This is a genomic window from Erythrobacter aureus (assembly GCF_003355455.1).
Taxonomy (GTDB): Bacteria; Pseudomonadota; Alphaproteobacteria; order Sphingomonadales; family Sphingomonadaceae; genus Qipengyuania; species Qipengyuania aurea.
Genome location: NZ_CP031357.1, coordinates 1,443,588 through 1,467,638, shown reverse-complemented (window position 1 = coordinate 1,467,638; position 24,051 = coordinate 1,443,588). Strand labels below are relative to the sequence as shown.

The following is a 24,051-nucleotide window of genomic DNA, read 5'->3' as shown; positions in this document are numbered from 1 at the left end:
GTACTCGCGTCCTGGGTTTCGCTTTGCGGGTGCCCTTAATGCGCCATGGCGCGCGGGTCTAGGGGCTACTCGGCAGAATCCAGAGCCCGGTGGAAAGTATAGGAGAGCGTGATCTGCTCGACACCCTCCATATTCGGATCGTCGAGCGCCTTCGGATCGACAAAATAGAGCACGGGCATGCGCACCTCCTGCCCCGGTTCAAGCACCTGCTCGGTAAAGCAGAAGCACTGAATTTTGTTGAAATAGGCGCCCGCCTGCTCGGGCTCCACATTGAAAGTGGCGGTGCCGGTAATGGTCTCGTCCGAATTGTTTTTCGCCAGATAGATCGCCATGTCGCGCTGGCCGATGGTGACGGTGTCGGTCACCTGTTCGGGGCGGAAGCTCCAGGGAACATCGCCTGCCGTGGTCCCGTCGAACCGGATCGAGATCGTCCTGCCCCCCGCGCTCGCGGCCAGGCGTTCGGCCGTGGCGGCGTCACTCTCGCTCGCACGCTGGGTTGTCCCGCCAAAACCTGTGACCTGACAGAACAGTTCGTAAAGCGGGACGGCGGCATAGCCGAGACCGAGCATGGCGAGTGCGCCACCGAAAGCCAGCAGCGCGGTACGATTCTTGCGGGTTTCGAGAGTCGCGGCCGTCATGAAATCCTCACATCCGGGCGATGGTGATAACGTAGAACAGGATGGCGAGAAACAGCAGGATGCCACCAACCACAAGATTGCGGCTCTTCTGGCGTCGCTTGAATTCGGTTTCTTCTTCGGGGGTCATCATATCCATCCCTGATAGGCCAGCATACGGTCCACCACCAGCGCGGCGAAAAGCGCGAACAGGTAGACGATGCTGAAAGCAAACAAGCGCTTTTCGGGTTTCATCGTATCGTTTTCGCCAGCCTGGCGAAAAGCCACCGGAAACGACAGCGCCAGAAAGGCGAACGTCAGCGCAAGCGAGGCAACACCATAGACGTAGCTCGTTCCGCCGATAAACCACGGCGCGGCGGCAATCGGCACCAACAGCACCGCATATATCAGGATCTGGCGACGGGTCGATCTCTCGCCCTTCACGACCGGCATCATCGGGATCCCGACATTGGCATAATCCGTCTTCACAAACAGGGCGAGCGCCCAGAAGTGCGGCGGGGTCCACATGAAGATGATGAGAAACAGCAGCACCGGCATCAGCGTGATGTCGCCTGTGACCGCGACCCACCCGATCATCGGCGGGAAAGCCCCCGCCCCGCCCCCGATAACGATGTTCTGCGGCGTGCGCGGCTTGAGCCAGATCGTGTAGATCACCGCATAGTAGAAGATCGACAGCGCGAGGATCGCCGCCGCGAGCCAGTTCACGCCCAGCCCCATGATGACGACCGAGGCGGCCGAAATAAATATTCCGAAATCGCGCGCGTCGGTGCGGTTCATGCGACCCGCGGGAAGCGGCCGCGCGGCAGTGCGCTTCATCCCCGCATCGATATCGGCTTCCCACCACTGGTTGAGCGCTGCCGCCCCGCCCGCACCCAGTGCAATACACAGGATGGCCGTGAAGCCGAGCACGGGATGGATGCTGCCGGGAGCCGCAAGCAGGCCGCACAGGCCGGTGAAGATCACCAGGCTCATCACGCGCGGCTTGGTCAGCGCAAAGAAATCGCGCCATTCTGCGGGGAGCTGGGTAGGAACTGCCTGAGTCATGGAATCGAGCGCCATATAGGGCTTCAGATGCGGTTTAGCCAGTCAATCAGGATGCGATTCACCACATCGGGCCGCTCCTGCTGCGTCCAGTGGCCGACACCCTCTAGAATGTGACCTTCGGCCTTCGGCGCAAACATCTTCACCAACGCTATCGGGTCCTCGACAGCGCCGAACAGGAAGGTCGCGGGGTCGCGCGTGCCGCCGATGAACAGCGCGGGCTGCTCGATGCGCTTCCCGGCCCAGCCCTGCAGCCATTCGTAGTCCGCCTCGTGGTTACGATAGCGGTTGAGCGGTCCGCGAAAACCGGACTGCTGGAATTCGGCTTCATAGAAATCGAGATCGTCTTCGTTCAGCCACGAGACGGGGCAGGATCGGGCAGCCCCTCAAGGAAGGTCGCGCCATAGGGCTTGTCCCAGTAATCGCCGGGGGCACGTCGCCGCTGATCGAATACATCATACGCTGGATGAAATCGCGCGGGTCTTTTTCCGCTTCGGCCTCGGCGATGCCGGGCTTCTGGAAGTATTCCTGGTAGAAAAAACGCCCCTGCGAGGTGAAATGTTCGTGAAAGACCTCGGTGAACGGGCGCTGGGGCACACCGGCGAAAGGCACCGATAGGCCGGCGACTGCCCGGAAATCCGCAGGATGGGTGAGCGCCGAATTCCACACGATCGGCGCCCCCCAGTCGTGACCGATCAATACTGCGGGCGCCTTGGGAGAAAGCGCCTGCCGCAAACCGACCAGATCGCCCACGATCCGCTCCATTGCGTAAGCCTCCACCGGATAGGGCTTATCCGAACCGCCATAGCCGCGCACATCGATGGCGCAGGCGGTAAAACCGGCCCGCGCGATCGGTTCGATCTGATGGCGCCAGGAATACCAGCTTTCCGGAAAACCATGGACCATCAGAACGAGCGGACCCTCACCCGCGATCGCGCAGCGCAGGCTCACCTGGCCGGTATCGATGGTACGCATTTCGGGCATTACACGGATACTCCGGACAAAAGAAAACGGCCGGTCCACCATGGGACCGGCCGCTCTCATCTGTCCAGTGCCGTGGCGTTTAGGCCGTGGCCGGCTTGCTCATGTGATCGTGGGCCGTGTGGTGGTCCTCGATCACGGGGAGCGTTTCGAACTGGTGGAACGGCGGCGGGCTCGACAACGTCCATTCGAGCGTGGTCGCACCTTCACCCCACGGATTGTCGGCGGCCTTCTTGCCAGCCACGAAAGCGTAGACGATGTTCACGAAGAAGAAGATCATCGACAGCGCCATGATGGTGTAGCCGAACGAGCTGATCTCGTTCCAGTAGGCATAGGCATCGGCATAGTCCGGATAACGGCGCGGCATGCCCTGCAGGCCCAGGAAGTGCTGCGGGAAGAACAGCACGTTCACGCCGATGAAGAAGCCCCAGAAGTGCAGGTGCGAAAGCAGTTCGGAGTGCATCCGGCCGCTCATCTTCGGGAACCAGTAGTAGAAGCCGGCGAACATGGAGAACACCGCGCCCATCGACAGCACGTAGTGGAAGTGCGCGACCACGAAATAGGTATCGTGGACCACGTCGTCCACGCCGCCATTGGCGAGATAGACGCCGGTCACGCCGCCGACGGTGAACAGGAAGATCATGCCGATCGCCCAGACCATGGGTGATTTGAACTCGATCGAGCCGCCCCACATCGTGGCGATCCAGCTGAAGATCTTTACGCCCGTCGGGACCGCGATGACCATGGTCGCCGCAGTGAAGTACATCTTCGTGTTAACGTCGAGGCCGACGGTGTACATGTGGTGGGCCCACACGACGAAGCCGACGACGCCGATCGCGACCATGGCATAGGCCATGCCGAGATAGCCGAACACCGGCTTGCGGCTGAAGGTCGATACGATCTGCGAGATCATGCCGAAGCCCGGCAGGATCATGATGTAGACTTCCGGGTGACCGAAGAACCAGAAGAGGTGCTGGTAGAGGATCGGGTCACCGCCGCCTGCGGGATCGAAGAAGGTCGTGCCGAAGTTACGGTCGGTGATCAGCATGGTGATCGCCGCGGCAAGGACCGGAAGGGCCAGCAGCAGCAGGAACGCGGTAACCAGCACCGACCACACGAACAGCGGCATCTTGTGCAGGGTCATGCCCGGCGCACGCATGTTGAAGATGGTGGTGATGAAGTTGGTCGCACCCAGGATCGAACCCGCGCCCGCAAGGTGGAGCGAGAAGATCGCGAAATCGACTGCCGGACCGGTCGAACCGGTCGTCGAAAGCGGCGCATAGACCGTCCAGCCCACGCCCGCGCCCGGACCCGTGCCGCCCGGCACGAACAGCGAGAACAGCAGCGAGACGAAGCCCGCCACGGTCAACCAGAACGAAATATTGTTCATGCGCGGGAACGCCATGTCCGGCGCACCGATCATCAGCGGCACGAACCAGTTGCCAAAGCCACCGATCATCGCCGGCATGACCATGAAGAAGACCATGATCAGGCCGTGCGCGGTAATGAACACGTTCCACATATGCAGGGAGGTGTCGAAATCGGGCGTCCCGCCCATGAATTCGGCCCACCACTGCAAATACTGGATGCCGGGCTCCGCCAGCTCCATACGCATGATGCCGGAGATAGCACCGCCCACGATACCCGCCATGATCGCGAAGATCAGGTAGAGCGTGCCGATGTCCTTGTGGTTGGTGGACATGAACCAGCGCGCGAAGAAACCGGGCTTGTGGTCGGCGTCGTGCGCGTGGTCGTCGGTGTGAGCCTGGAAGCTGTCGGCGGTGGTTGCCATCGTGCTATACTCTCGAGCTAATCGTAAATCTTATGCGGTGGGGGCGACGGGGGGAGCGCCCGCACCTGCTGCGCCAGGCGCAGCGCTTTCGGGATCCTGAAGCGGAACAGCCGACGGATCGGCCTCCATGCCAACTTCGTCGGCACCGGCGATCGTGCCGCCCTGCGCCAGAACCCAGGCGTTGTACTGATCCATCGGCAGCGCCTCGATCGCGATCGGCATGTAGCCGTGGCGGGCGCCGCACAGTTCCGAGCACTGGCCGTAATAGACGCCCGGCTCTTCGATCATAAGGAGCTTTTCGTTCAGCCGACCGGGGACCGCGTCGAGCTTGAACCACAGGCTGGGCACGGCGAACGAGTGAATGACGTCGGCTGCGGTGGTCTGGAAGCGGATCGGCACACCGGCGGGAACGACCATGCGGTTGTCGACCGCAAGCTGATGCGGTTCGCCGCGCGCTTCCGCTTCTTCCTTGGTCAGCATGTTCGAGACGATCTCGAAATCGCCATTGTCTGGATAGGCATAACCCCAGTACCACTGATAGCCGATCGCCTTGACGGTGATCGCATCCTTGGGGGGCGACTTGTACTGCGCGCTGAGCAGGCCGATCGAGGGCACGGCGATACCGAGCAGGATCAGCGCCGGGACGACCGTCCAGATAACCTCGATCATCGTGTTGTGGCTGGTCTTCGAAGGCACCGGATTGGCACGCTTGTTGAAGCGCAGGATGACATAAACGAACAATGCCAGCACGAAGAGGCTGATCAGCACCATCACCCAGACAAGCCCGATATGGAGCGAATTGGCCTGATGGCCGATCGGCGAGAACTGCTGCTGCACATCGATACCGCCGGCAACCGGCATGCCCTTGCCTTCGGTGGGCTGCATCGGCGTGTAAGCCCCCGAACCCGCAGCGACCGCATCGGGATCGGCCACATCGGCCGCTTCGGCGGGATCGATCTGTTCGAGTTGTTCGGTCGCGGTCGCTTCGGCGGCATCTTGCGCCATTGCACCCTGCGCGCCGAAAGCCAGCATCGCCGCCATCGCCAGGCTGGCGACAATCCGGTGGAACCCGTTGAGGGAGCCGAGAATTTTCATCGTCTTGGCACTCTTTCGTGTCGTGTCTCGTTTCGGGTCCGCCACTTTCGCGAATCCCGCGTGCGCGGCGGGACGCGCCCCCTGACAAAGGACCCGATTGCGCCCGCCCTATAGGCAGGCTTTGCCAATGCCTCAAGCGGGTGGCGGATAAAAATGTGTATGCAGCTTTGCCTCTTGCGCAATCGAGCGCGAGGCGCTTTGGACGCTAGCGCCATGACAGAAGAAGAAATCCTCTCCGAATTTCGCGCCAGCGAAGCCCTGCTCGAAGGCCATTTCATGCTTTCCAGCGGACGACACAGCGGACACTATCTACAATGCGCGCGCGTATTGATGAACCCCGAGCGTGCCGGTCGATTGGCCTTCGCCCTCGCGCAGAAGATCCCGCGCGACATCCGCAGCCGGATCGATGTCGTCGTCAGCCCGGCCATGGGCGGCATCATCATCGGTCAGGAAATGGGCCGCGCGCTGGGCAAGGATGCCATGTTTCTCGAACGGCCCGAGGGCGAATTCCACTTGCGTCGCGGTTTTCGACTCGAACCCGGCGCCAAAGTTCTGATGGTGGAAGACGTGGTGACCACGGGCCTTTCAAGCCGCGAGGCTATTGCGGCTATCGGGCGCGAAGGCGGCGAAGTCATTGCCGAAGTAGCCCTCGTCGACCGCAGCAATGGTTCCGCCGATCTCGGCGTTCCTTTCTTCCCGTTGGTCGAGATCACTTTCCCCACCTATGCCGAGGATGAGTTGCCCGAAGATCTGGCGGCCATCGAAGTGACCAAGCCCGGGAGCCGCAAGGCTTGAGCACGCCCCTTCGCCTGGGGGTCAATATCGACCACGTCGCCACCATCCGCAACGCGCGCGGAGGCGATCATCCCGATCCGGTGCGGGCGGCGGAAATCGTGGCCGCGGTGGGCGGCGATGGCATCACCGCGCATCTGCGCGAAGACCGTCGACATATCCGCGATGCCGATCTCGAGCGCATTCAGGCCGCGACCGACCTCCCGCTCAACCTCGAAATGGCGGCGACCGAGGAAATGCTGGCCATTGCCCTGGCCCACAAACCGCACGCCGCCTGTATCGTGCCCGAAAAGCGCGAGGAGCGGACCACCGAGGGCGGGCTGGATGCGGCGGGCCTGCACAATACGCTCGCGCCCATTGTGTGGAAACTGCGCGACAATGGCATTCGCGTGAGCCTGTTCATCGAGGCCCACGAACGCCAGCTCGAGGCCGCCGGGCAACTTGGCGTGCCGGTCGTGGAATTCCACACCGGTGAATACGCCCATGCCGGGCTCGACGGGGATAGCGCGCGCGAGCAGCGCGAGATCGAGCGTATCGCCGCCATGTCGAAGCTCGCCCGAGATATGGGCATCGAACCGCATGCCGGGCACGGCCTCACCTATGAGAACGTCACACCGATTGCCGCCATCCCCGAACTGGCCGAGCTCAATATCGGTCACTACCTGGTTGGCGAAGCGGTCTTCGTGGGGCTGGAAACGGCGGTCCGGCGGATGCGCCAGCTTATGGACGAGGCACGGTGAGCGAAATCAAGCCCAGATTCTGGGTTGCGGTGCTGATCGGAATTACTTTCGCCGGCTTGCTGGCGGCGTCCAGTATCATGTTCCTGCTGGGATATGCCTGGGCCACCCAACCAATGGGTTGGGAGAGTATGTCGGCTCTGGATTACGTCACCATGTTCGCGCCAATCCTGTTGACGCTGCTTCTGGCCGCGTCGAGCTGGGTATCGTGGAGGATGGGGAAGTCCGGACATTCGCTGGGAGTTGCGGGATTGGCAGCGCTCTTGATGGTCCTGTTCGTGTTGTTGGTGGTGGTGTAGGAACGCGCGAATGATCATCGGCCTTGGCTCCGACCTCTGCAATATCGAGCGAATCCAGAACTCTCTGGATCGTTTCGGCGAGCGTTTCGAGAACCGCGTCTTTACCGACATCGAACGCGCCAAGGCGCGGCGGCGCCCGTTTACCATCGCTGGCACCTATGCCAAGCGGTTCGCCGCCAAGGAGGCGTTCTCCAAGGCGGTGGGTACCGGGTTTCGCCGCGGCGTGTTCATGAGGGATATCGGCGTGGTCAACGCCCGGTCCGGCGCGCCAACGCTGGCGCTGACCGGCGGCGCGGCAATCGTGCTTGCGGAAATGGTGCCGCACGGCCATGAGGCCCGTATTCATCTCACCCTCACCGACGACCATCCATGGGCACAGGCCTACGTCATAATCGAGGCCATACCCCAGTGACCACCGGCGCCACGGCAGTGAACAAGAAATCCAAGAAATCCGACGAAAAGGTCGACTGGATCGCGGAAATCCGCGGCCTTGCCCTAATGCTGCTGGCGGTCTTCGCCTTCCACAGCTTCATTGCCAAACCCTTCTACATCCCGTCGGAATCGATGATGCCCAACCTGCTGGTCGGCGACCGGCTGGTGGTGAGCAAATATCCCTACGGCTGGAACTGGAGCTCGATCAGCTTCCACTTGGCCCCGCGCGGTGATTGGCGTGTTGCCGGATCGACGCCGGAATATGGCGATATCGTCATTCCCGTGCATCCGCAACGCGACGAGGATTACATCAAGCGCGTCGTCGCCCTCCCCGGCGATCGCATTGCGGTCAGCAATGGCCAGATCATCCTCAACGGTACGCCGGTGGAACAGAAGGTCGAACCGGCTATCGATCTGCCGCTCGATGCCAATTCGCGCTGCGACGGGTTCGGCTTCGACGATTTCCGGGCGAGCGAAGACGGCAAGCGCGTGTGCCGCGTACCCGTCCTACGCGAAACGCTGCCCAACGGGGCGACCTATCTAGTCATCGATCACCAAAACCAGGCACTCGACAATTTCGCCGAGATCACGGTTCCTGAGGATCACGTTTTCGTGATGGGCGACAATCGCGATCATTCGGCAGACAGCCGCGAACTCGATCATCCGCGCGGCCTGCTGGGACCCATTCCGCTGGAAAATATCGGCGGACGTGCCGAATTCATCACCTTTTCGCTCGACGGGACAACCTCGCTCAACCCCATTAGCTGGTGGACGAGTCTGCGCGAAGGCCGTGCCTGGTCGACCCTGCGCCCTGCCGTCGCGGAACGAAATCCCGGCTCCGAACGCTAGGATCCCCATAGAAAGGGCGTAAATGGCGGAAAAGACACAGGAGCTTCAGGACCGGGACCTCGGCACCAGCCCTTCGCGCATCAACGATCCCCGCATCCGACTGGAGGTGTCGCGCGCCATGGTATGGGTCGCGGTGGTTGGCACCGTCGCGCTCGCCGTGTGGATTGCGCGGCCCTTGCTGGTCATTTTCGGGGCCATGGTCTTCGCCTCGATGATCGATGGCGGGGCGCGCTTGCTTGGCCGTATACTTCATATCGGACGAAGCTGGCGGGTAGCGATCGTGCTGGTAGGGACGGTAGGTTTTCTGCTGTGGCTCGGCTATTTCGCGGGTGCCACGATTTCGCAGGAAGCGGCGCAATTGCCGGCCATCATCGAACGGCAGCTCGAAGAACTCTTCGCTTGGGTCAGCAGCCAGGGTATCCAGATCAACCAGGACTATCTGCAGAATTACCTCGGCAGTATCGGCAGCGGCATAAGCACCGTCACCCGCGCATTGGGCGGGATTCTGGGCGGGGTGGCAACCATAGTCCTCATCCTCGTGATCGGGGTTTACGTCGCGATCGACCCGCAGCTATATGAACGCGGGGTCGCCTGGATGCTGCCACGCCAGCAACGCGGCCGCTTCTACAAAACCGCCGAGCGGATGGGCCAGACGATGCGGCGCCTCATGGCCGGCCGACTGCTGGGCATGGTGGTCGAAGCCGTGTTCACATACATCATGCTGGCGGTCGTCGCGCCGCTGATCGGTATCGGAGCCGTGCCCATGGCGGCGCTGTTGGCAATCCTTACCGGTCTCCTTGCCTTCGTCCCCAATCTCGGCGCGATCGTCTCAGGCGTATTGATGGTGCTCGTCGGCTTTTCCGGCGGCGTCGAGATGGGCGTTTACACCATCGTCGTCTATCTCTTCGTCCAGAATTTCGACGGTTACGTGGTGATCCCGATGATCGCCAAGAAGACGGTCGATCTCGCCCCCGCGCTGGTTCTCGCCTTCCAGCTCATCATGGGTATTCTGTTTGGCATTCTCGGCCTGTTCCTGGCCGATCCGCTTCTGGCCATGCTAAAAGTTGCGCTCGAAAGGCGGGCTGAGCAGGCGAGCGAAGAACAGCTAAGAGAAGGTGCCGAAAATGGCGCGTAAATTCCTGTATTTCTTTGCATTCTGTATCGTTCTGGTCATCGTTGGCGGTATCGCGCTATCGATCTGGTCGCGCGAAGCGACGGAAATCGCCTTCGTCCCTCGCGGCGAATTCGTCGAACAGGAACCGTTGGCGGCCAATGCCTATCGGGACCCGGGCATGTGGTATTCGCGCCCGGGGATCGGCACTAGCGATCCCGCGCGCTACCAGCCGGCCATTGCCGAGAGCGCGCCCGACCCTGCCGAACGCGAAGCCTCGCCCGACACGCCTGCGGCCGAACGTAGCCTGGACGCTCCCGATCCGCTCGCGACCACCGGTTCGCGCAGCGGAGAAGCGGCGGATAGCGATGCGCTGCCCAGGTTCGTGGTCTTCTTCGTACCGCCGACCAGCTATACCAAGGGTGCCCTGGGTGATTGGAACGCCGCCTTAAACGATGCGGACACCGACCGGCTTGCCGCCGTTTTCCTGCGCGGGCTGGCCAGCCCTTTCAACCGTGCGGAAGAACTGTGGGCACCCAAATACCGACAGGCCGCCGTCGGCGCCTTCCTGACCGACAAGGCCGACGCCACCAAGGCCATCGACGCGGCCTATGCCGATGTCGCGCAGGCCTTCGAATATTTCCTGACGAGCGTGGGTCCGGACAAACCGATCGTGCTCGCCGGGCATAGCCAAGGCTCGACCCATGTGCTGCGCTTGCTGCGCGAGAAAGTAGCGGGCACGCCGCTGGAGGACCGGATCGCCGCCGTTTACGCACCGGGGTGGCCGATTTCGGTCGAGCACGATTTGCCCGCCCTCCCCCTGCCGGCCTGCGCCGCGCCCAATCAGTCCGCCTGCCTAATCGCCTATGCCAGCTTTGCCGATGATGGCGATGCGGGTCAGCTTCTGCGCCGCTACAGCGCCGTTCCGGGCCTCGATGGAAAACCGCGGGGGATGGACGATCCCATCGTCTGCGTTAACCCCCTGACAGGCACGGCGGGCGGTTCGGCAGTGGCCTCGCGCAATCTCGGTACGCTCGTCCCCAGCAGCAATCTTGCCACAGCCGAACTGGTTGCCGGTGCGGTACCTGCGCGCTGCGACGATCGGGGCCTGCTGAGGATCGGCGATCCGCCCGAGCTGGGCGAAGGGGTTCTGCCTGGCGGCAACTACCACGTTTACGACATTCCGCTATTCTGGAAGAACATCCAGGAAGACGTCGTCGCGCGAGTGAAGGCATGGACGAGAGCACGGGCATCGTAACCGATAACGCGCTGACCTATGGTGATGCGTTGCCCGAAGGCGGCGCTTTGCTCGCGCTTGATCTCGGCACCAAAACCATCGGAGTCGCCACATGCGATGCCGGATGGCGCTATGCCACTGCGGGAAAAACCGTGCCGCGCAGTAAGTTCACCAAAGATATCGGTGTCTTGCGCGCGATCGTTGACGAACGATCGATCAAGGGCATCGTCATCGGCCTTCCGCGTAACATGGATGGCAGCGAAGGCCCGCGCGCGCAGGCAAGCCGCGCCTATGCCAAAAACCTCGCCAAGGCGCTTTTGTTGCCGGTGCTGCTATGGGACGAACGCTGGTCTACTTCCAGCGCCGAAGCAGCCATGCTCGGCCAGGATATGAGCCGCGCCAAGCGCGCGGAGAAGATCGACAGCCATGCGGCGGCAATCATTCTCCAGGGTGCAATAGACACGCTGGCTGGCGGTGGGTTCTAACCGCGCCTAAAAATGCGGCGGATCGATGGTCTCAGGCACTTCGCCCAGAGCGAAATGGCGTATTCTCATACCGAGCTTACCCACCGCAACCCAGCCCCGCTCCGGACCACAGGGGATAATCGAAATCGTGTCCGCGATCTGCGGGTGCGCTCTGTTCGCCGGGTTTCATAGGTGAAGCATGGCGCGGCGGAGTTGAGCCTCACGCGCCAGCATCAAATCTCCTGCCAGTTCGGCGTCGCGCCACAGATCGTCACGCTCGGCATCGCTGTGCAGGAGGCCGGCCCGCGCCTCGAAGCATGCCAGCCGCATGCGCCCGCTAGGATGGTCGCGACCGAACTGCTCCGCAAGGTCCAGAGCCTCGACGCTTTCGAGCGCAACCGCGCAGCGCAGGAATGTCTCGTTTGCGGAGGGATTGAGTCGGCACATGACCGCACCCCGATCGAGATCGAAGCCGTACTGGTCGAACCACTCCTGCCCTGCATCCACACGCATGATGTTGAGCGAAACCGAAGTCGATTCGGGCGGCAACTGGGAATGCACATCCCTATGCGCGCGATAATGCAGCAGCCTGCCCTGTGCCAGCGCGCTGCGTTCCACAAATCGCAGTTCCGCCCTCTCGCCGCAATATCCGGCAATGTCCTCATAGACGATTTCGAAATAATCGCTGCGATAGCCGGGGCCGAAATAGCCTGCGGTGAGGAAATCGAAATTGTGATCGTGCGGGACACCGTAGACGAAGCTCTTCGCGCCGCTGGTCCGAAAACAGGTTTCGCTCTCGCTCGGCCAGATGTTGGCACGCAGGAAGCAGTCTCCGACCAGCGGTGACAGCACAATCGCCTGCGGGCCGTAAGCGCTGTCTTCGAAGGTATCGCGGTGCCGCTCGCGCAATTGCTCGATCATCAGATCGCCAAGGAAGGTTCGGTTATTGGCCAGACGTTCCAGCGCGGCGGCGGCTGCGTCGGTGCTGGCATCATCCCGGGGATCGAAGCCCTCGGCAATCGCGTCGACGGTTTCCTCGAGGCTTGCGGCAGCCGACTGGGTATTGGCGATCACGCGCGGCATGGCATTCCTTCGGCCTGTTCCAGTTCTGGATAACGCTCGACAAGCTGAGAAAGCAGGGCATTTGCGTGGGAAGAGAGCGGAGCGGAAGCGTCCGACGCCAGTGTTCTGAGTGTATCCATGCCCAGACTCGTATTCAGCGCCAGGCATTCGCGCAGTGCCTGCCAGCGCACATGATCGCCCCCCGATCGGGCAACGTCCGCAAGTACGGGCGCGGCATCGCTCCGCTTCATCCGCCCCAGCAGCGCAACCATCATTTCATGCTGGCTTTCACGCCGGTTTCCACTTGCCTTGTGAACCACCCTTCCCGAAGCGAGATCGACCTGACGGGTCGGGCGCGGGCGATCCCCTACCCGCGCCAGCCGCAAGGCGAGCATGCATCCATGCACCCGTCGCACGACGCGCGAACAGTCGGCGTCGGCAAGTACGATGCAATCGCCCCGGTCGACGCGCCGAACAGTACGAGCGACTTCCACCCGATCTCCGCAATCCGTCACGATCCGGAGGGCTTCGATCTCGGCCTCGCCGGCAAGGACTATCTCATGCCGCTCCGCATCGGGGAAGGTCGCAACGGGGTTCGATGTAGCGGGCACCATTCCATCATGGAGCGCCAGGCCCATCGTGGCCGAACCCTTGGCCGCGAGTTGGAGGAAATGAAAGCCCGGGCCGGACTGATGGCGCAAGGATAGTTGCGCCAGCGGTGTCTCGCGCTGTTGCCTCACCAGACGCTCTATCATCGGCAGGATGACCGCCCGCGCCGCCTCCTCCGCGCCGACCAGGCGTTGCAGCGCCTCGCATTCGGCCAGCTCCGCCCCAGCTCCATAGTCCTCCAGTTCGCCGATAACCCGGGATAGCCCGTCCTCCCTGCGACAATCCTCCGCCGCCAACATGACCGCTTCTTGCATTGCGCGTTGCGCGATACGGTCCCCGCGCAACGCGCCTATCCGCGGATCGACATGCATGATTTTCGCTATGCGCTTAGAACAACAGTTCGACCTGCGTCATATCGTGGACGTAGACCATGATCGCCACGATCGTATCGTCCGACGCTACAGCAGCCAGGCTGCCAAAGAGGCCCACGGCCCCGTCCAGTTCCGCCAGGCTGGCCAAATCGATCTTGGGTAAAGTCATGAAATGCTCCTGCAATCCGGCGGACCCCGACCCGATGCCCCCGTCCGCCGCCGGCAAAGCTGGCGGCGAGGTACGTCGAACTGAAATTAAAACATTGAAAGCCCCCGATTTGTGCGGCTATCGCACCCGGCAATGAGCGAGAAAGCGCGAAAATTCGATCCATCGAAGGCCACCTCCTTCCTTACGGGTCGGGGACATGCGGGCTGGCTCGGGCTGCAATATTCCGACCACGGCGACGATTGGGTCGAGCTGCAACTGCCCTGGCGCGAGGACCTGCTCGGCGAAGAGGGGCAGCGGGTATTGGCTTCCGGCCCCATTCTCAGCCTGATGGACATGGCCAGCGGCATGGCGATCTGGCGCGCGATGGACGATTTCACCGCCATCGCCACGCTCGATCTGCGCGTCGATTACGTGCGCCCTGCCTGCGAAGGGGCCAGCGTGTTCGGGCGTTCGCAATGCTATCGCCTGACACGCAGCGCCGCCTTCGTCCGGGGCCTTGCCCATGATGGCGATGCGGAGGATCCAGTGGCTCATATCCAGGCGGTGTTCATGAAAATCGCCGCCGCCCCGAGGCTCTGACATGGCTCAAGAAATCGAAGCGCTCACACCCTATGCCCGTTCGCTCGGCATTACTGTCGAAAGCTGGGAGGACGGTATCCCGATCCTCTCGGTTCCGTTCGAAGAAACCGTGGAAGGCCGTCCCGAGCATTATCACGGAGGGGCCACCGGGGGGCTTCTGGAAACGGCGGGCTACGCCGCATTGCGCGCGGAACTTGGCCGCCAGAGCCGGGCGGCGATGCTCAAGCCGATCAACATCACGGTGCAGTATCTCGCGGCCGGCAAAAGCCGCACCAGCTATGCGCTGGGCCGCGTGACCAAACTGGGGCGGCGCAGTGCCAATATCACTGTCGAAGCATGGCAGGACGATCGCACTCGCCCGGTGGCGACAGCCGTGATGAACGTTCTGGTGGCCAGCCCGGAAGGTTAATTACCGGCGTCCTGTTCCATTTCGCGCAACCTTTCGTCGCGCCGGTCGCGGATGACATCGTAACGGCGCTCATCGGCTCGCCTGCGCGCTTCTTCGATAGCTTCTTCGTCGATCGCCACGCCGCCTTCACCGAAGGTAATATCGACCGGAATCCCGTCGATTTCCGTCGAAAAGATCGCTTCGCCCTCGCGGATGCGCAGGCGTGAATTGCCATCGCCGATCGGAATATCGTCGATTTCGGGGACGTCGAGCGGCTCGATCGGTCCGCCCGGGTCGTCCTGTTCGCGGGGCGCAGGCTGGCTCGGTGCCGCTTTCACATTCATCGCGCGGTTCATGAAATCGCGCCAGATCCGCGCCGGCAATCCCCCGCCGCTGATCCCCCCGGCGAGCGGCGAATTGTCGTCATTGCCGATCCATACGCCGACCACGAGATCACCGGCATAGCCGACGAACAGCGCATCGCGATTGTCCTGCGTGGTCCCGGTCTTGCCATAATTCGGCCCGCGCAACATCGCAGCGCGCCCCGTGCCATCGTTGATCGCCGAGCGCAGCATCCGCTCCATCTCCGAATGGGTGGAGGACGACAGGCTCGACGGGCCGTCCCACAAATTCTCGAAGAAGCCGCGCTCGGGACGGGCGAAAGCGTGTGGTTCGACGGGATATTCGTTTGCCGCCACCGCAGCATAGGCTGCGGTCAATTCGAGCAGCGACATGGTCGAAGTTCCCAAAGCGAGGCTCGGATCGCCCTGGGCGAGAGGTGACGTGACCCCGAGATCACGAGCGGTCGCGATGACTTTTTCGCTGCCCACCTCGCCCAGCAGGCGGACTGCGGCGACATTGCTCGACTGTGCGAAGGCCTCTTCCAGCGTCAGGTTTTCCGAATAGCGTTCGCGCGCATTTTTGGGGCGATAGCTTCCCTCGGTGATCTCGGTATTGGCAATTCTGTCTTCGGGGCTCCACCCGGCACGCAGCGCGGCCAGATAGACGAACAGCTTGAAGGTCGATCCGGGCTGGCGTTTGGCCTGCGTCGCCCGGTTGAACGGCGATTTCGCATAGTCCTTGCCGCCGATCATGGCGACGACCTCGCCGTTCCGCCGCATCGCGACGAGCGCGACTTGTGCCTCGCCCAGCGGTGCGCGCTGCGTCACTTGCCGGGCGATGTTCTGCAACCGGCTGTCGAGCGTGGTCGTCAGCGTCTGCCGGGCATAGCCCTGCTCGGTGAACTCACGTGCCTCGGGCAGCGCCCAGTCGGCGAAATAGGTGCCCGTGGGCAAATCGTTGCGCGTGCGCACATCGAGCGCGGGAGGCTTCATCGCGCGGGCTTCCGCCTCCGTGATATAGCCCGCATCGACCATCGACTGGATGACGATCCGCATGCGCTTCTCGGCACGGTCGTAATGCTTGGTTGGCGCATAGGCGCTGGGCGCCTGGAGCAAGCCGGCAAGCATCGCAGCCTGATTCGGCCTGAGATTTTCGGGCTTGCGATAGAAATAATGCAGGCTCGCCGCGCGCAGGCCGTACACATTGTCACCGAAATAGGCGTTTGAGAGGTAGCGGCTGAGGATTTCGTCCTTGGTCAGCCAGCTTTCCAGCCAGAAGGCGATCAGCGCCTCGCGCGCCTTGCGGGTCAGCGTGCGTTCGGGGGTCAGGAAGGTGAACTTGGCGAGCTGCTGGGTAATCGTGCTGCCGCCGCCGGTGCCCGTCCAGGCGGCGCGCGCGATCCCGCGCGGGTCGACGCCCCAATGCGAATAGAAGCGGCGGTCCTCGGTCGCGAGAAATGCCTCGACGACATGCGGCGGCAGCTTCGCCACCTCGACCGGCTCGTCGGTAATCGCGCCATTGCGCGCGATCGGCGTGCCATCGGCCGCCAGAAGCGTGATCTGCGGCGCTGCGATCGGTTCGAGCGACTTGGACAGCGGCGCGGTGATCGCCAGCCACGCCACCAGCGCAATGAACAGGCCGATCAGCCCGGCAAGAATGCGCCCCGCCCACCAGCGCTTGCGGCGGCCTCGCCAGTAGTCGCGCTGCCAGAAGCGCAGGCGCTTCTTCTCTTCGGCTGCCAGCGCATCGTCGAGACGGTCCAGCCGATTGTCCCAATCCTCGTAATCGAGCCCGTCATGCGTGGCGTAATAGCCGCGATGCGGAGAGAACTCCGCCTGCGGTTCGGGCTTGCGCCGGAAGGAATCGAAAACGCCCATCGCCTACTGTGTTAATCTAACAACACAGTAATTCATAGGGGGTCTATCCTTAACTCTTCCCGACCACGCTTTCGGGCAGGTCCTCGCCGAACACCCGCTGGTAGTATTCGGCCACCAGCATGCGTTCTTCCTCGTCGCATTTGTTGAGGAAGCTGAGGCGGAAGGAGAAGCCGACGTCCTTGAAGATGGCGTAGTTCTGCGCCCAGGTGATGACCGTACGCGGGCTCATCACGGTGCTGATGTCGCCGTTGATGAAGCCCTGGCGCGACAAATCTGCGACCTTGATCATGTCGGCGAGAATCTTGGGATCGATCTCCGGATTCTTCGCCTCGACGATCTTCTGTTCGGTCTCGGCCGGAAGGTAGTTGAGGCCGACGACGATGTTCCAGCGGTCCATCTGGCCCTGGTTGATCTGCTGCGTGCCGTGATAGAGGCCGCTCGTGTCGCCCAGTCCCACCGTGTTGGCGGTGGCGAAGAGGCGGAAATGCGGGTCGGGCCGGATCACGCGGTTCTGGTCGAGCAGGGTCAGCTTGCCCTGCTGTTCGAGCACGCGCTGGATCACGAACATCACGTCGGGACGGCCCGCGTCATATTCGTCGAACACCAGCGCGACCGGATGCTGCAGCGCCCATGGCAGCAGACCTTCGCGGAACTCGGTGACCTGCAACCCGTCGCGCAGCACGATGGCATCGCGCCCCACCAGATCGATACGGCTGATATGCGCATCGAGGTTAATGCGGATGCACGGCCAGTTGAGGCGCGCGGCGACCTGTTCGATATGGGTCGACTTGCCGGTGCCGTGATAGCCCTGCACCATCACGCGCCGGTCGTGCGCGAAGCCGGCAAGGATCGCGAGCGTCGTGTCCGGATCGAAAACATAGGCTTCGTCGAGATCGGGCGTGCGTTCGTCCGGCTTGGAGAAAGCGGGTACCTGCCAGTCGATATCGATCCCGAAGGTCTCGCGCACGTCGACGGTGATGTCGGGCGCGGCGAGCACGGTTTTGGCGGAAGCGTCGAAGGTCTTGTCGGTCATATCGTTCATCGCGAAAGGCGGGTTAGACGGATGGGTAGGTGGCTGCAAGCAACGAAATCGCGGTACGGCCCAAGCGGCACTCGACTCTCCCCCCGGGCCGCCGCATAGTCGCCCCCGATGCCGCCGACACCGCTTTCCGAACGCCTCCGCCTAAAGCTCGTCGAGCGAGTGCGCGGTGTGTTCAACGATGTGGAAGGGGGGCAGAAACCGGTGCCGCCGTCCGACGAGGCGCTGTTCGAGCGCGACAGTCCGATCCGCATGGTCCACGCCGATATCGTGGCGATGATGGTCGGCGGAATCAGAGGCCTGCTGCTGCAGATGCTCCATCCGCACGCGCTCCAGGGCGTGCTCGACCATTCCAATTTTCGCAGCGACATGCATGGGCGGCTGCGACGAACGGCGCGATTTATCGCCGTTACCTCCTTCGGCCATCGCGATGACGCCATGGAGGCAATCGAGCGGGTAAACCGGATACACGCGCGCGTTTCCGGTACATTGCCCGACGGTTCCCCCTATTCGGCTACCGACCCACGCACCCTCGCCTGGGTCCATGTGGCCGAGGCGACCAGCTTTCTCGCCGCCTACATCCGCCACGTTAAGCCGGACATGCACGGCGCTGAGCAGGACGAATACTATCGCCAATTCGCTCTTGTCGCCCGGGCATTGGGGGCCGATCCGGTGCCGGAAAACCGCCGCGAGGCCGAAACGATATTTCGCGACCTTCGCGCCGGCCTGACCAGTTCACCGGCTGCGCGGGAGATTGCCCAACTCGTGCTTACCCAGCGCCCCGAAGGCTCGCCCCCGGCCGTCCAGGCCCTGCTTGGCGCGGAAGCGGTTGCCCTGCTCCCGCCATTCGCCCGCTCGATGCTCGGCCTGGAACGACCGGGCCTCGCGGCGATACCGGCACGCGCGGCGACGTGGGGCATGGGCAAAACGCTGCGCTGGGCCTTCCGACAGGGCTAGCCAAAGCAGTTGCGTGCCGGGTTCCATCATCCGCGCGGCGCGAAGAGCGTGATACCGTCCCGGCTCCGTGAAACCCGAAGCGCATAACTCGTTTGTTGTAGAAAAAAGGAGGCCCCCATGTCGTATTATCTGTCCACCCACATGCATGAAACCTTCGAAGATGCGATGCCGCAAGTCGAACGTGCCTTGGCGGATCAGGGCTTCGGCATCGTCACCCGGATCGACATGAGCGCGACATTCAAGGACAAGCTGGGCAAGGATTTCAAGCCCTATACCATCCTCGGTGCATGCAATCCGGAGGCAGCGCATGCCGCTCTGCAGCTCGAAGACAAGGTGGGTACCATGCTGCCCTGCAATGTTATCGTGCAACAGGTTCACAAGGGCCTGGTCGAAGTCGCCGCCATCGATCCGGTCGCTTCGATGCAGGCAATCGACAATCCCGATCTCGACCGGGCGGCCCGCGAAATCCGGAACAAGCTGGCAGCCGCGATCGACATGCTCGGGGGCTAGGCGATCGCGCGCGATTTCCGCAGCATTTGATAGGCTTCCACCACCCGGTTGAGCCGCGCCTCATATTGCCGATCGCCACCGTTTCGGTCGGGGTGATAGCGGCGCACGAGTTCCGAATAGCGACGGCGCAGGCGGCGGCGATCGGTGTCGAGCCCCAGCCCCATCGCCTCCAGCGCCTCGGCCTCTTCGCGGCTGAAGCGGCCATCCATCGCCATTTCCGCTTCGCGTTTTGCACGGCTCTTGATCCCGGCCGCCCGCGCCGAAATCGCATCGAGCGGATCGTCGAAATCGGCCCAGCGGGGCATACCATCGACACCTGCGTTGGGGCGGAAGCTGGGGCTTTCGGTGCGCCAGCCCGCGCCGGGGGATTGTGCGGCAAAGACTTCCTCGGCGCTCATTCCCTCGAACCAATCATAGCCCGCGTTGAATTCGCGTACATGGTCGAGACACAGCCAGCGCCATTCCCCCGGACCGTCGAATCCATGCCCGCGCCCGCCCGGCGCGCGGAACTCGCCAGCCTCCTCGCAGGTAGGGTGCGCGCACACTTTGCCGCTTTCTTCGTACCTTCCGTGAAACCTTGTCCGGCGCATTCGTTCTAGAATGGGGAGCGAAACGCGCTATGCAAACCCCGAGAAGGAGATTCGAACCCGTGGCAGGAACCGTCCAACAGGAAATGGAACGCCGTTTGATCGATGCGTTCGAGCCCACCCGGCTCGAGGTAATCAACGACAGCGCCAAGCACTCCGGTCACGCGGGCGACGACGGCAGCGGAGAATCGCATTTCACCGTGGTGATCGAGGCCGCCGCCTTTGCCGAGAAGTCGCGTCTCGAGCGCCAGCGAATGGTCAACAAGGCGCTGGGCGACATTCCCGGCGAGCGGGTTCACGCACTCGCCATTCAGGCCTCGGCACCCACCAGTTAGGAGAGTAAACGCATGGCACTGTTCGAGCAGACGCTGACCCCGGTCACTCACGATCTCGGACAGTTCCAAGTGCGACGGGTGCTGCCGTCCAAGGCACGCAGCATGGTCGGCCCGTTCATCTTTGTCGACCAGTTCGGCCCCGCGCAGCTCGACCTCGGCAGCGGCATGGATGTCCGCCCCCATCCGCATATCAATCTCGCCACGGTCACTTGGCTGTTCGAGGGAGCGATCGACCATCGCGACAGCCTGGGCAGTTTCTCGACCATCCGGCCCGGCCAAGTCAATCTGATGACCGCCGGCAGGGGCATCGTTCATTCGGAACGCTCGCCGCAGGCAGAACGCCAGGCAGGACCGAAGCTCTACGGCATGCAAACCTGGCTCGCCCTGCCCGACGGACGCGAGGAGATCGATCCGGCCTTCGAAGCGATCACCGCTCTGCCCGTGATTGAGGATGGCCGCGCCACGGCCACGGTCATCATGGGCGAACTATGGGGCGAACGCGCGCCGACCACGACCTATGCCGACACCATCTATGCCGAAATCGTCCTCGGTGCAGGCGGGGCGATCCCGCTGGAGGAAGACGCCGACGAAAGGGCGGTCATGCTGGTGGGAGGCGAGGCAAGCGTGGACGGCCATGCGCTCAAGGAATTCGAGCTCGCCGTCCTGCAGCCCGGGCGCGACATGACGCTGGAAAGCAGGAGCGGGGCGCGGGTCATGCTGCTCGGCGGCGAAGCGTTCGAGACGAAGCGCCATGCCTGGTGGAATTTCGTCAGCTCCAGCCGCGAGAGAATCAACCAGGCCAAGGACGATTGGCGCGAGGGCCGCTTTCCCAAAGTTCCGGGCGACGAGGAGGAATTCATCCCCCTGCCCGAAGGGGCGCCCAAGACCGTTACCTATCCGTAAAGGGGAATTCATGAGTTTCGAAGGCAAGACCGCCTGGATCACGGGCGCGAGCAGCGGCATCGGCGCGGCTCTGGCGCGCGAATGGGCAAGCCGCGGTGCGCGCATCATCCTGTCGGGCCGCGACCAAGCGAGGCTCGCCAGCGTGGCGGAAGGCATCGAAACGGAGACGCTGATCCTGCCCTTCGACGTGCGCGACGACGAGGCCATGCGGGCAGCGACGAGCAAGGCCATCGCCTGGCAGGGCGGTGTCGATATCTTCGTCGCCAATGCAGGTGTATCGCAGCGCAGCGCGGCGATCGACACCGACATTTCCGTCTATCGCGAAATTATCGATATCGACCTCACCGCACAGATCGCCGCGACGCAGGCGTTGCTGCCGCATCTGGTCGAACGGCAGAGCGGTACGCTGCTGTTCATCAGCTCGATTGCCGGCAAGGTCGGCGTGCCGATGCGAACCGCCTATTGCGCGGCGAAGTTCGGGCTGATCGGCTATGCCGACGCGTTGAGGGCCGAGCTTTCGCAGGAAGGGGTTTTGGTCCATGTCGTGTGTCCCGGTTCGGTCGCGACCGATGTCAGCCGCAACGCGCTGACCGCCGACGGCAGCAGGCGCGGACGCAGCGACCAGGTGATCGACAACGGCATAGCCCCTGCCGAGGCCGCCAGGCGGATTGTCGATGCGGTCGCGGCCAACCAGCGCGAAATTATCGTGGCCGAAGGCATGGAAGAGGCGATGGGCGAAATGCGCCGCACGCCCGATCAATTGCTCGACCAGGTCGCGGGCATGGTCGCGGCGGGCTATATGGAAAAGATGAAGGCGGAAGGCTGAGCATGACACTCGAACAGAAGCGGGTCGTGCTCGCCAACGGGATCGAACTCGACGTGGTCGACGAAGGGCCGCGCGATGCGCCGGTTTTGATTTTCCTTCACGGCTTTCCCGAAAGCCACCGCACCTGGCGCAACCAGATCGCACATTTCTCGGACAGGTTCCGTTGCATAGCGCCCGACCAGCGCGGCTATCGCGGATCGTCCAAGCCACAAGAGGTCGAGGCCTATACGCCCGACAAGCTGGTGGGCGACGTGTTCCTTCTGGCCGATGCGCTGGACGTCGATACATTCACCATCGTCGGCCACGACTGGGGCGGCGCGATCGCGTGGGGTGTCGCCTACGGTGGGATGATGAACGGGCGCGTGACGCACGCGATTATTGCCAACGCGCCGCACCCGGTGCTGTTTCCCAAACTGCTCTACACAAACCGCGAGCAGCGCGAGGCGAGCCAGTACTTTCGCGATTTCCGAGACACCGGCAATGATGCGCTGGTGCGCGAACATGGCTTGGCCGCCCTCCTCATGAAAGTCTTCGAGGGCCAGGTGATGGCCACCATGGAACCCGAGGAACAGGCCGCCCTGCTCAAGGACTGGTCCGATCCCGATGCGGCAATCGGCATGCTCAATTACTATCGCGCCAGCCCGATGGAGGTGCTGCCGATGGATGCCCCATTCGAGCTGCCCGAAGGGTACCAAGCGGTCCCGCTACCCAAGCTGACCATTCCCACGCTGGTGATCTGGGCGATGGAGGATCAGGCACTGCCGCCTGGCAACCTCGACGGCCTTGACGAGGTGATCGAGAATCCCGAGCTGGTGCAGGTGCCTGGATGCGGCCATTTCGTGCAGTGGGAGAAGCCCGAAGCCTTCAACGCTGCCGCCGACGCTTTCCTCTCGAAAACCGGCTGATCAACCGCGCCATTCGATCCACTTGCCGTGGGGATGCGCCGTTGCCAGCCTTCGGCGCATGTCGCCATCCGGCCAGTAGCTGACCGTCAGTTCGTGCCGATGCGTATCGCGATTGGCCTCAAGGCTGACCCAGGCCAGCGGCGTATCCTCGCGTGCGCGGTCGCCCGCTGCCTCCATCAGCTCGACGATCCGGTCGCGCTCGGGCTGCGGGATATATTGCCAGACCACCGAATGCATCAGCACACGCGTTGTGCCTTCTTCCTGCGGTCGTTCCAAACGCTCGGCGAGAAAATCGGCTGCCCGCCTGCGCACGATCTCGGGCGGAAACGTCTTCGCGGCTTCGATCGCCGCATCCATGCGGGCAAACCTGGCGGTGAATTCGGGCCAGATATAGGCCTTGAGCCGCAGCGCCTGCGCCTCGTCGGTCAGATCGACCGGCGCGACATCGCAGCCCGCCGCCCCGACGATATCGAAATTGCCCTCGGGCGGCGGACTGCCGCGCCATTCGGGCGTAATCTGCATGCGCGAAGTCTTGGGTCCAACCTTCACGCCGCCCAAATCGTAGCGATAGCGCCGCATCATCAGATTGATGCCCGCGCTGGAGCCGATTTCGAGCAGATCGAAATTGCCCGGCAAGCCCTGGTCGACGAGCCAAAGGAAAGCGGCTGCGAAGCTTGCCGAGCGCCCCGCCTCGTTGGTTTGGGGTGGACCGTCGAGCCACGGCATCAGAAAGGCTTCGTGCCGCTCGATCGCGTAAGCGATTAGCTCGGTCGCGTCGGTCGGCCCAAGTCCTTCGTAAATCGCGGACAAGGCAGGTTCCTCGCCGCCAAGATGGAGCGCGTGCAGACCACCCGCCACGCGCAGAGGCAATGCATCGGAAAGGGCTGGCCCTGCCCAGCGCCTTACGCGGCGCATGACCGCCCCTCCCCGGTCGGTGTCGAGCAATTCTCGCAAGGATTGGCAGATTTGGGCGGTGATCGGCGCACCATTGTCGCGGCAATAGGCAACCTGGTTCTCGAAGGCTCTGGCAACCGCTTCCGGTCCGGTCGCATCCGGATCGATCGCCACGTATCTCGCCTTGTCGATCGCCATTGCCCTTTGTCCCGCTGCTGCCTATCTGCCCATGC

The 24,051-nt window shown here is 62.9% G+C and carries 29 protein-coding genes; 16 read left to right on the top strand and 13 right to left on the bottom strand.

What is annotated here, in order from left to right:
• Positions 1-65: 65 nt before the first annotated feature.
• The 6 genes from DVR09_RS07140 to coxB form a co-directional block, all read right to left on the bottom strand.
• A complete protein-coding gene (locus tag DVR09_RS07140) occupies positions 66-638 on the bottom strand; it encodes a cytochrome c oxidase assembly protein (protein WP_115416326.1) in 573 nt (190 codons plus the stop codon).
• 7 nt (positions 639-645) lie between these two features.
• The gene (locus DVR09_RS17755) at positions 646-768 is read right to left on the bottom strand and encodes a cytochrome c oxidase system small membrane protein (protein ID WP_267899714.1); all 123 of its coding nucleotides are present in this window, start codon (positions 766-768) and stop codon (positions 646-648) included.
• Complete coding sequence (locus tag DVR09_RS07135) at positions 765-1,679, bottom strand: heme o synthase (protein ID WP_115417842.1); 915 nt, start codon at positions 1,677-1,679, stop codon at positions 765-767. Before DVR09_RS07135 ends, DVR09_RS17755 begins: the two co-directional genes overlap by 4 nt.
• Positions 1,680-2,003: 324 nt before the next feature.
• Positions 2,004-2,660, bottom strand: coding sequence for an alpha/beta fold hydrolase (locus tag DVR09_RS07130; protein WP_234041581.1), 657 nt, complete (start codon positions 2,658-2,660; stop codon positions 2,004-2,006).
• A 79-nt stretch (positions 2,661-2,739) separates the two neighbouring features.
• Positions 2,740-4,449 carry a cytochrome c oxidase subunit I gene (gene ctaD, locus DVR09_RS07125; protein WP_115416325.1) on the bottom strand — a complete coding sequence of 570 codons (1,710 nt, stop codon included), beginning with the start codon at positions 4,447-4,449 and terminating at the stop codon, positions 2,740-2,742.
• Positions 4,450-4,479: 30 nt separating this feature from the next.
• The gene (gene coxB / locus DVR09_RS07120; protein ID WP_370459147.1) at positions 4,480-5,544 is read right to left on the bottom strand and encodes a cytochrome c oxidase subunit II; all 1,065 of its coding nucleotides are present in this window, start codon (positions 5,542-5,544) and stop codon (positions 4,480-4,482) included.
• A gap of 213 nt (positions 5,545-5,757) precedes the next feature.
• Here coxB and pyrE point away from each other — a divergent pair, with 213 nt between their 5' ends.
• The 8 genes from pyrE to ruvX are packed head-to-tail and all read left to right on the top strand — an operon-like array spanning position 5,758 to position 11,486.
• Positions 5,758-6,339 carry an orotate phosphoribosyltransferase gene (gene pyrE / locus DVR09_RS07115; protein ID WP_115416324.1) on the top strand — a complete coding sequence of 194 codons (582 nt, stop codon included), beginning with the start codon at positions 5,758-5,760 and terminating at the stop codon, positions 6,337-6,339.
• Complete coding sequence (locus DVR09_RS07110) at positions 6,336-7,076, top strand: pyridoxine 5'-phosphate synthase (RefSeq protein ID WP_115416323.1); 741 nt, start codon at positions 6,336-6,338, stop codon at positions 7,074-7,076. The genes pyrE and DVR09_RS07110 overlap by 4 nt, the downstream gene beginning before the upstream one ends.
• Complete coding sequence (locus DVR09_RS07105; RefSeq protein ID WP_115416322.1) at positions 7,073-7,372, top strand: hypothetical protein; 300 nt, start codon at positions 7,073-7,075, stop codon at positions 7,370-7,372. The genes DVR09_RS07110 and DVR09_RS07105 overlap by 4 nt, the downstream gene beginning before the upstream one ends.
• A 10-nt stretch (positions 7,373-7,382) precedes the next feature.
• On the top strand, positions 7,383-7,784 hold the full coding sequence (acpS, locus tag DVR09_RS07100; RefSeq protein ID WP_115416321.1) for a holo-ACP synthase: 402 nt from the start codon (positions 7,383-7,385) through the stop codon (positions 7,782-7,784).
• Complete coding sequence (lepB, locus tag DVR09_RS07095; RefSeq protein ID WP_115416320.1) at positions 7,742-8,653, top strand: signal peptidase I; 912 nt, start codon at positions 7,742-7,744, stop codon at positions 8,651-8,653. Before acpS ends, lepB begins: the two co-directional genes overlap by 43 nt.
• A 22-nt stretch (positions 8,654-8,675) precedes the next feature.
• Positions 8,676-9,788 (top strand): AI-2E family transporter, encoded by a 1,113-nt coding sequence (locus DVR09_RS07090; RefSeq protein ID WP_115416319.1) that lies wholly within the window; start codon positions 8,676-8,678, stop codon positions 9,786-9,788.
• Complete coding sequence (locus DVR09_RS07085; protein WP_115416318.1) at positions 9,778-11,022, top strand: DUF3089 domain-containing protein; 1,245 nt, start codon at positions 9,778-9,780, stop codon at positions 11,020-11,022. Before DVR09_RS07090 ends, DVR09_RS07085 begins: the two co-directional genes overlap by 11 nt.
• Positions 10,998-11,486: a Holliday junction resolvase RuvX gene (ruvX, locus tag DVR09_RS07080; RefSeq protein ID WP_115416317.1), complete on the top strand. Its 489-nt coding sequence runs from the start codon at positions 10,998-11,000 to the stop codon at positions 11,484-11,486. The genes DVR09_RS07085 and ruvX overlap by 25 nt, the downstream gene beginning before the upstream one ends.
• 165 nt (positions 11,487-11,651) lie before the next feature.
• On the opposite strand, the gene DVR09_RS07075 is transcribed toward ruvX, so the two are convergent.
• Genes DVR09_RS07075 through DVR09_RS07065 form a run of 3 tightly spaced genes read right to left on the bottom strand, consistent with a single transcriptional unit; the run spans position 11,652 to position 13,676 of the window.
• Positions 11,652-12,548: a transposase gene (locus DVR09_RS07075; protein ID WP_177822617.1), complete on the bottom strand. Its 897-nt coding sequence runs from the start codon at positions 12,546-12,548 to the stop codon at positions 11,652-11,654.
• Entirely contained in the window at positions 12,536-13,507 is a 972-nt protein-coding gene (locus tag DVR09_RS07070; protein ID WP_115416316.1) for a hypothetical protein, read from the bottom strand. The genes DVR09_RS07075 and DVR09_RS07070 overlap by 13 nt, the downstream gene beginning before the upstream one ends.
• A 16-nt stretch (positions 13,508-13,523) precedes the next feature.
• Positions 13,524-13,676, bottom strand: a complete 153-nt coding sequence (locus tag DVR09_RS07065) for a hypothetical protein (RefSeq protein WP_162814874.1) — start codon at positions 13,674-13,676, stop codon at positions 13,524-13,526.
• Positions 13,677-13,808: 132 nt separating this feature from the next.
• Here DVR09_RS07065 and DVR09_RS07060 point away from each other — a divergent pair, with 132 nt between their 5' ends.
• Both DVR09_RS07060 and DVR09_RS07055 read left to right on the top strand, forming a co-directional pair.
• Complete coding sequence (locus tag DVR09_RS07060) at positions 13,809-14,255, top strand: PaaI family thioesterase (RefSeq protein ID WP_115416314.1); 447 nt, start codon at positions 13,809-13,811, stop codon at positions 14,253-14,255.
• 1 nt (position 14,256) lies between these two features.
• On the top strand, positions 14,257-14,664 hold the full coding sequence (locus DVR09_RS07055; RefSeq protein ID WP_115416313.1) for a PaaI family thioesterase: 408 nt from the start codon (positions 14,257-14,259) through the stop codon (positions 14,662-14,664).
• Here DVR09_RS07055 and DVR09_RS07050 read toward each other — a convergent pair.
• Both DVR09_RS07050 and cobS read right to left on the bottom strand, forming a co-directional pair.
• Positions 14,661-16,862: a transglycosylase domain-containing protein gene (locus DVR09_RS07050; protein WP_115416312.1), complete on the bottom strand. Its 2,202-nt coding sequence runs from the start codon at positions 16,860-16,862 to the stop codon at positions 14,661-14,663. The two genes, DVR09_RS07055 and DVR09_RS07050, sit on opposite strands and share 4 nt — an antisense overlap.
• 49 nt (positions 16,863-16,911) lie before the next feature.
• Entirely contained in the window at positions 16,912-17,904 is a 993-nt protein-coding gene (gene cobS / locus DVR09_RS07045; RefSeq protein ID WP_115416311.1) for a cobaltochelatase subunit CobS, read from the bottom strand.
• Between the two features lie 108 nt (positions 17,905-18,012).
• On the opposite strand from cobS, the gene DVR09_RS07040 reads away from it, so the two are divergent.
• Both DVR09_RS07040 and DVR09_RS07035 read left to right on the top strand, forming a co-directional pair.
• Positions 18,013-18,858 carry an oxygenase MpaB family protein gene (locus tag DVR09_RS07040; RefSeq protein WP_115416310.1) on the top strand — a complete coding sequence of 282 codons (846 nt, stop codon included), beginning with the start codon at positions 18,013-18,015 and terminating at the stop codon, positions 18,856-18,858.
• 117 nt (positions 18,859-18,975) lie between these two features.
• Entirely contained in the window at positions 18,976-19,368 is a 393-nt protein-coding gene (locus DVR09_RS07035) for a DUF302 domain-containing protein (protein ID WP_115416309.1), read from the top strand.
• Here the strand turns inward: DVR09_RS07035 and DVR09_RS07030 are convergent.
• The gene (locus DVR09_RS07030) at positions 19,365-19,958 is read right to left on the bottom strand and encodes a DnaJ domain-containing protein (protein WP_115416308.1); all 594 of its coding nucleotides are present in this window, start codon (positions 19,956-19,958) and stop codon (positions 19,365-19,367) included. The genes DVR09_RS07035 and DVR09_RS07030 overlap by 4 nt on opposite strands.
• 83 nt (positions 19,959-20,041) lie before the next feature.
• Between DVR09_RS07030 and DVR09_RS07025 the strand changes: the two genes are divergently transcribed.
• From DVR09_RS07025 to DVR09_RS07010, 4 genes are read left to right on the top strand one after another with little or no spacing between them, the layout of a single operon-like run.
• Positions 20,042-20,290 (top strand): BolA family protein, encoded by a 249-nt coding sequence (locus DVR09_RS07025; RefSeq protein ID WP_174223772.1) that lies wholly within the window; start codon positions 20,042-20,044, stop codon positions 20,288-20,290.
• A 12-nt stretch (positions 20,291-20,302) separates the two neighbouring features.
• Positions 20,303-21,193, top strand: coding sequence for a pirin family protein (locus DVR09_RS07020; protein ID WP_115416306.1), 891 nt, complete (start codon positions 20,303-20,305; stop codon positions 21,191-21,193).
• A gap of 10 nt (positions 21,194-21,203) precedes the next feature.
• Positions 21,204-22,019: an SDR family NAD(P)-dependent oxidoreductase gene (locus DVR09_RS07015; RefSeq protein WP_115416305.1), complete on the top strand. Its 816-nt coding sequence runs from the start codon at positions 21,204-21,206 to the stop codon at positions 22,017-22,019.
• Positions 22,020-22,021: 2 nt separating this feature from the next.
• Positions 22,022-22,924: an alpha/beta fold hydrolase gene (locus tag DVR09_RS07010; RefSeq protein WP_115416304.1), complete on the top strand. Its 903-nt coding sequence runs from the start codon at positions 22,022-22,024 to the stop codon at positions 22,922-22,924.
• Here the strand turns inward: DVR09_RS07010 and DVR09_RS07005 are convergent, their stop codons facing one another.
• On the bottom strand, positions 22,925-24,016 hold the full coding sequence (locus DVR09_RS07005) for a DUF2332 domain-containing protein (protein WP_115416303.1): 1,092 nt from the start codon (positions 24,014-24,016) through the stop codon (positions 22,925-22,927).
• Positions 24,017-24,051 lie beyond the last annotated feature (35 nt).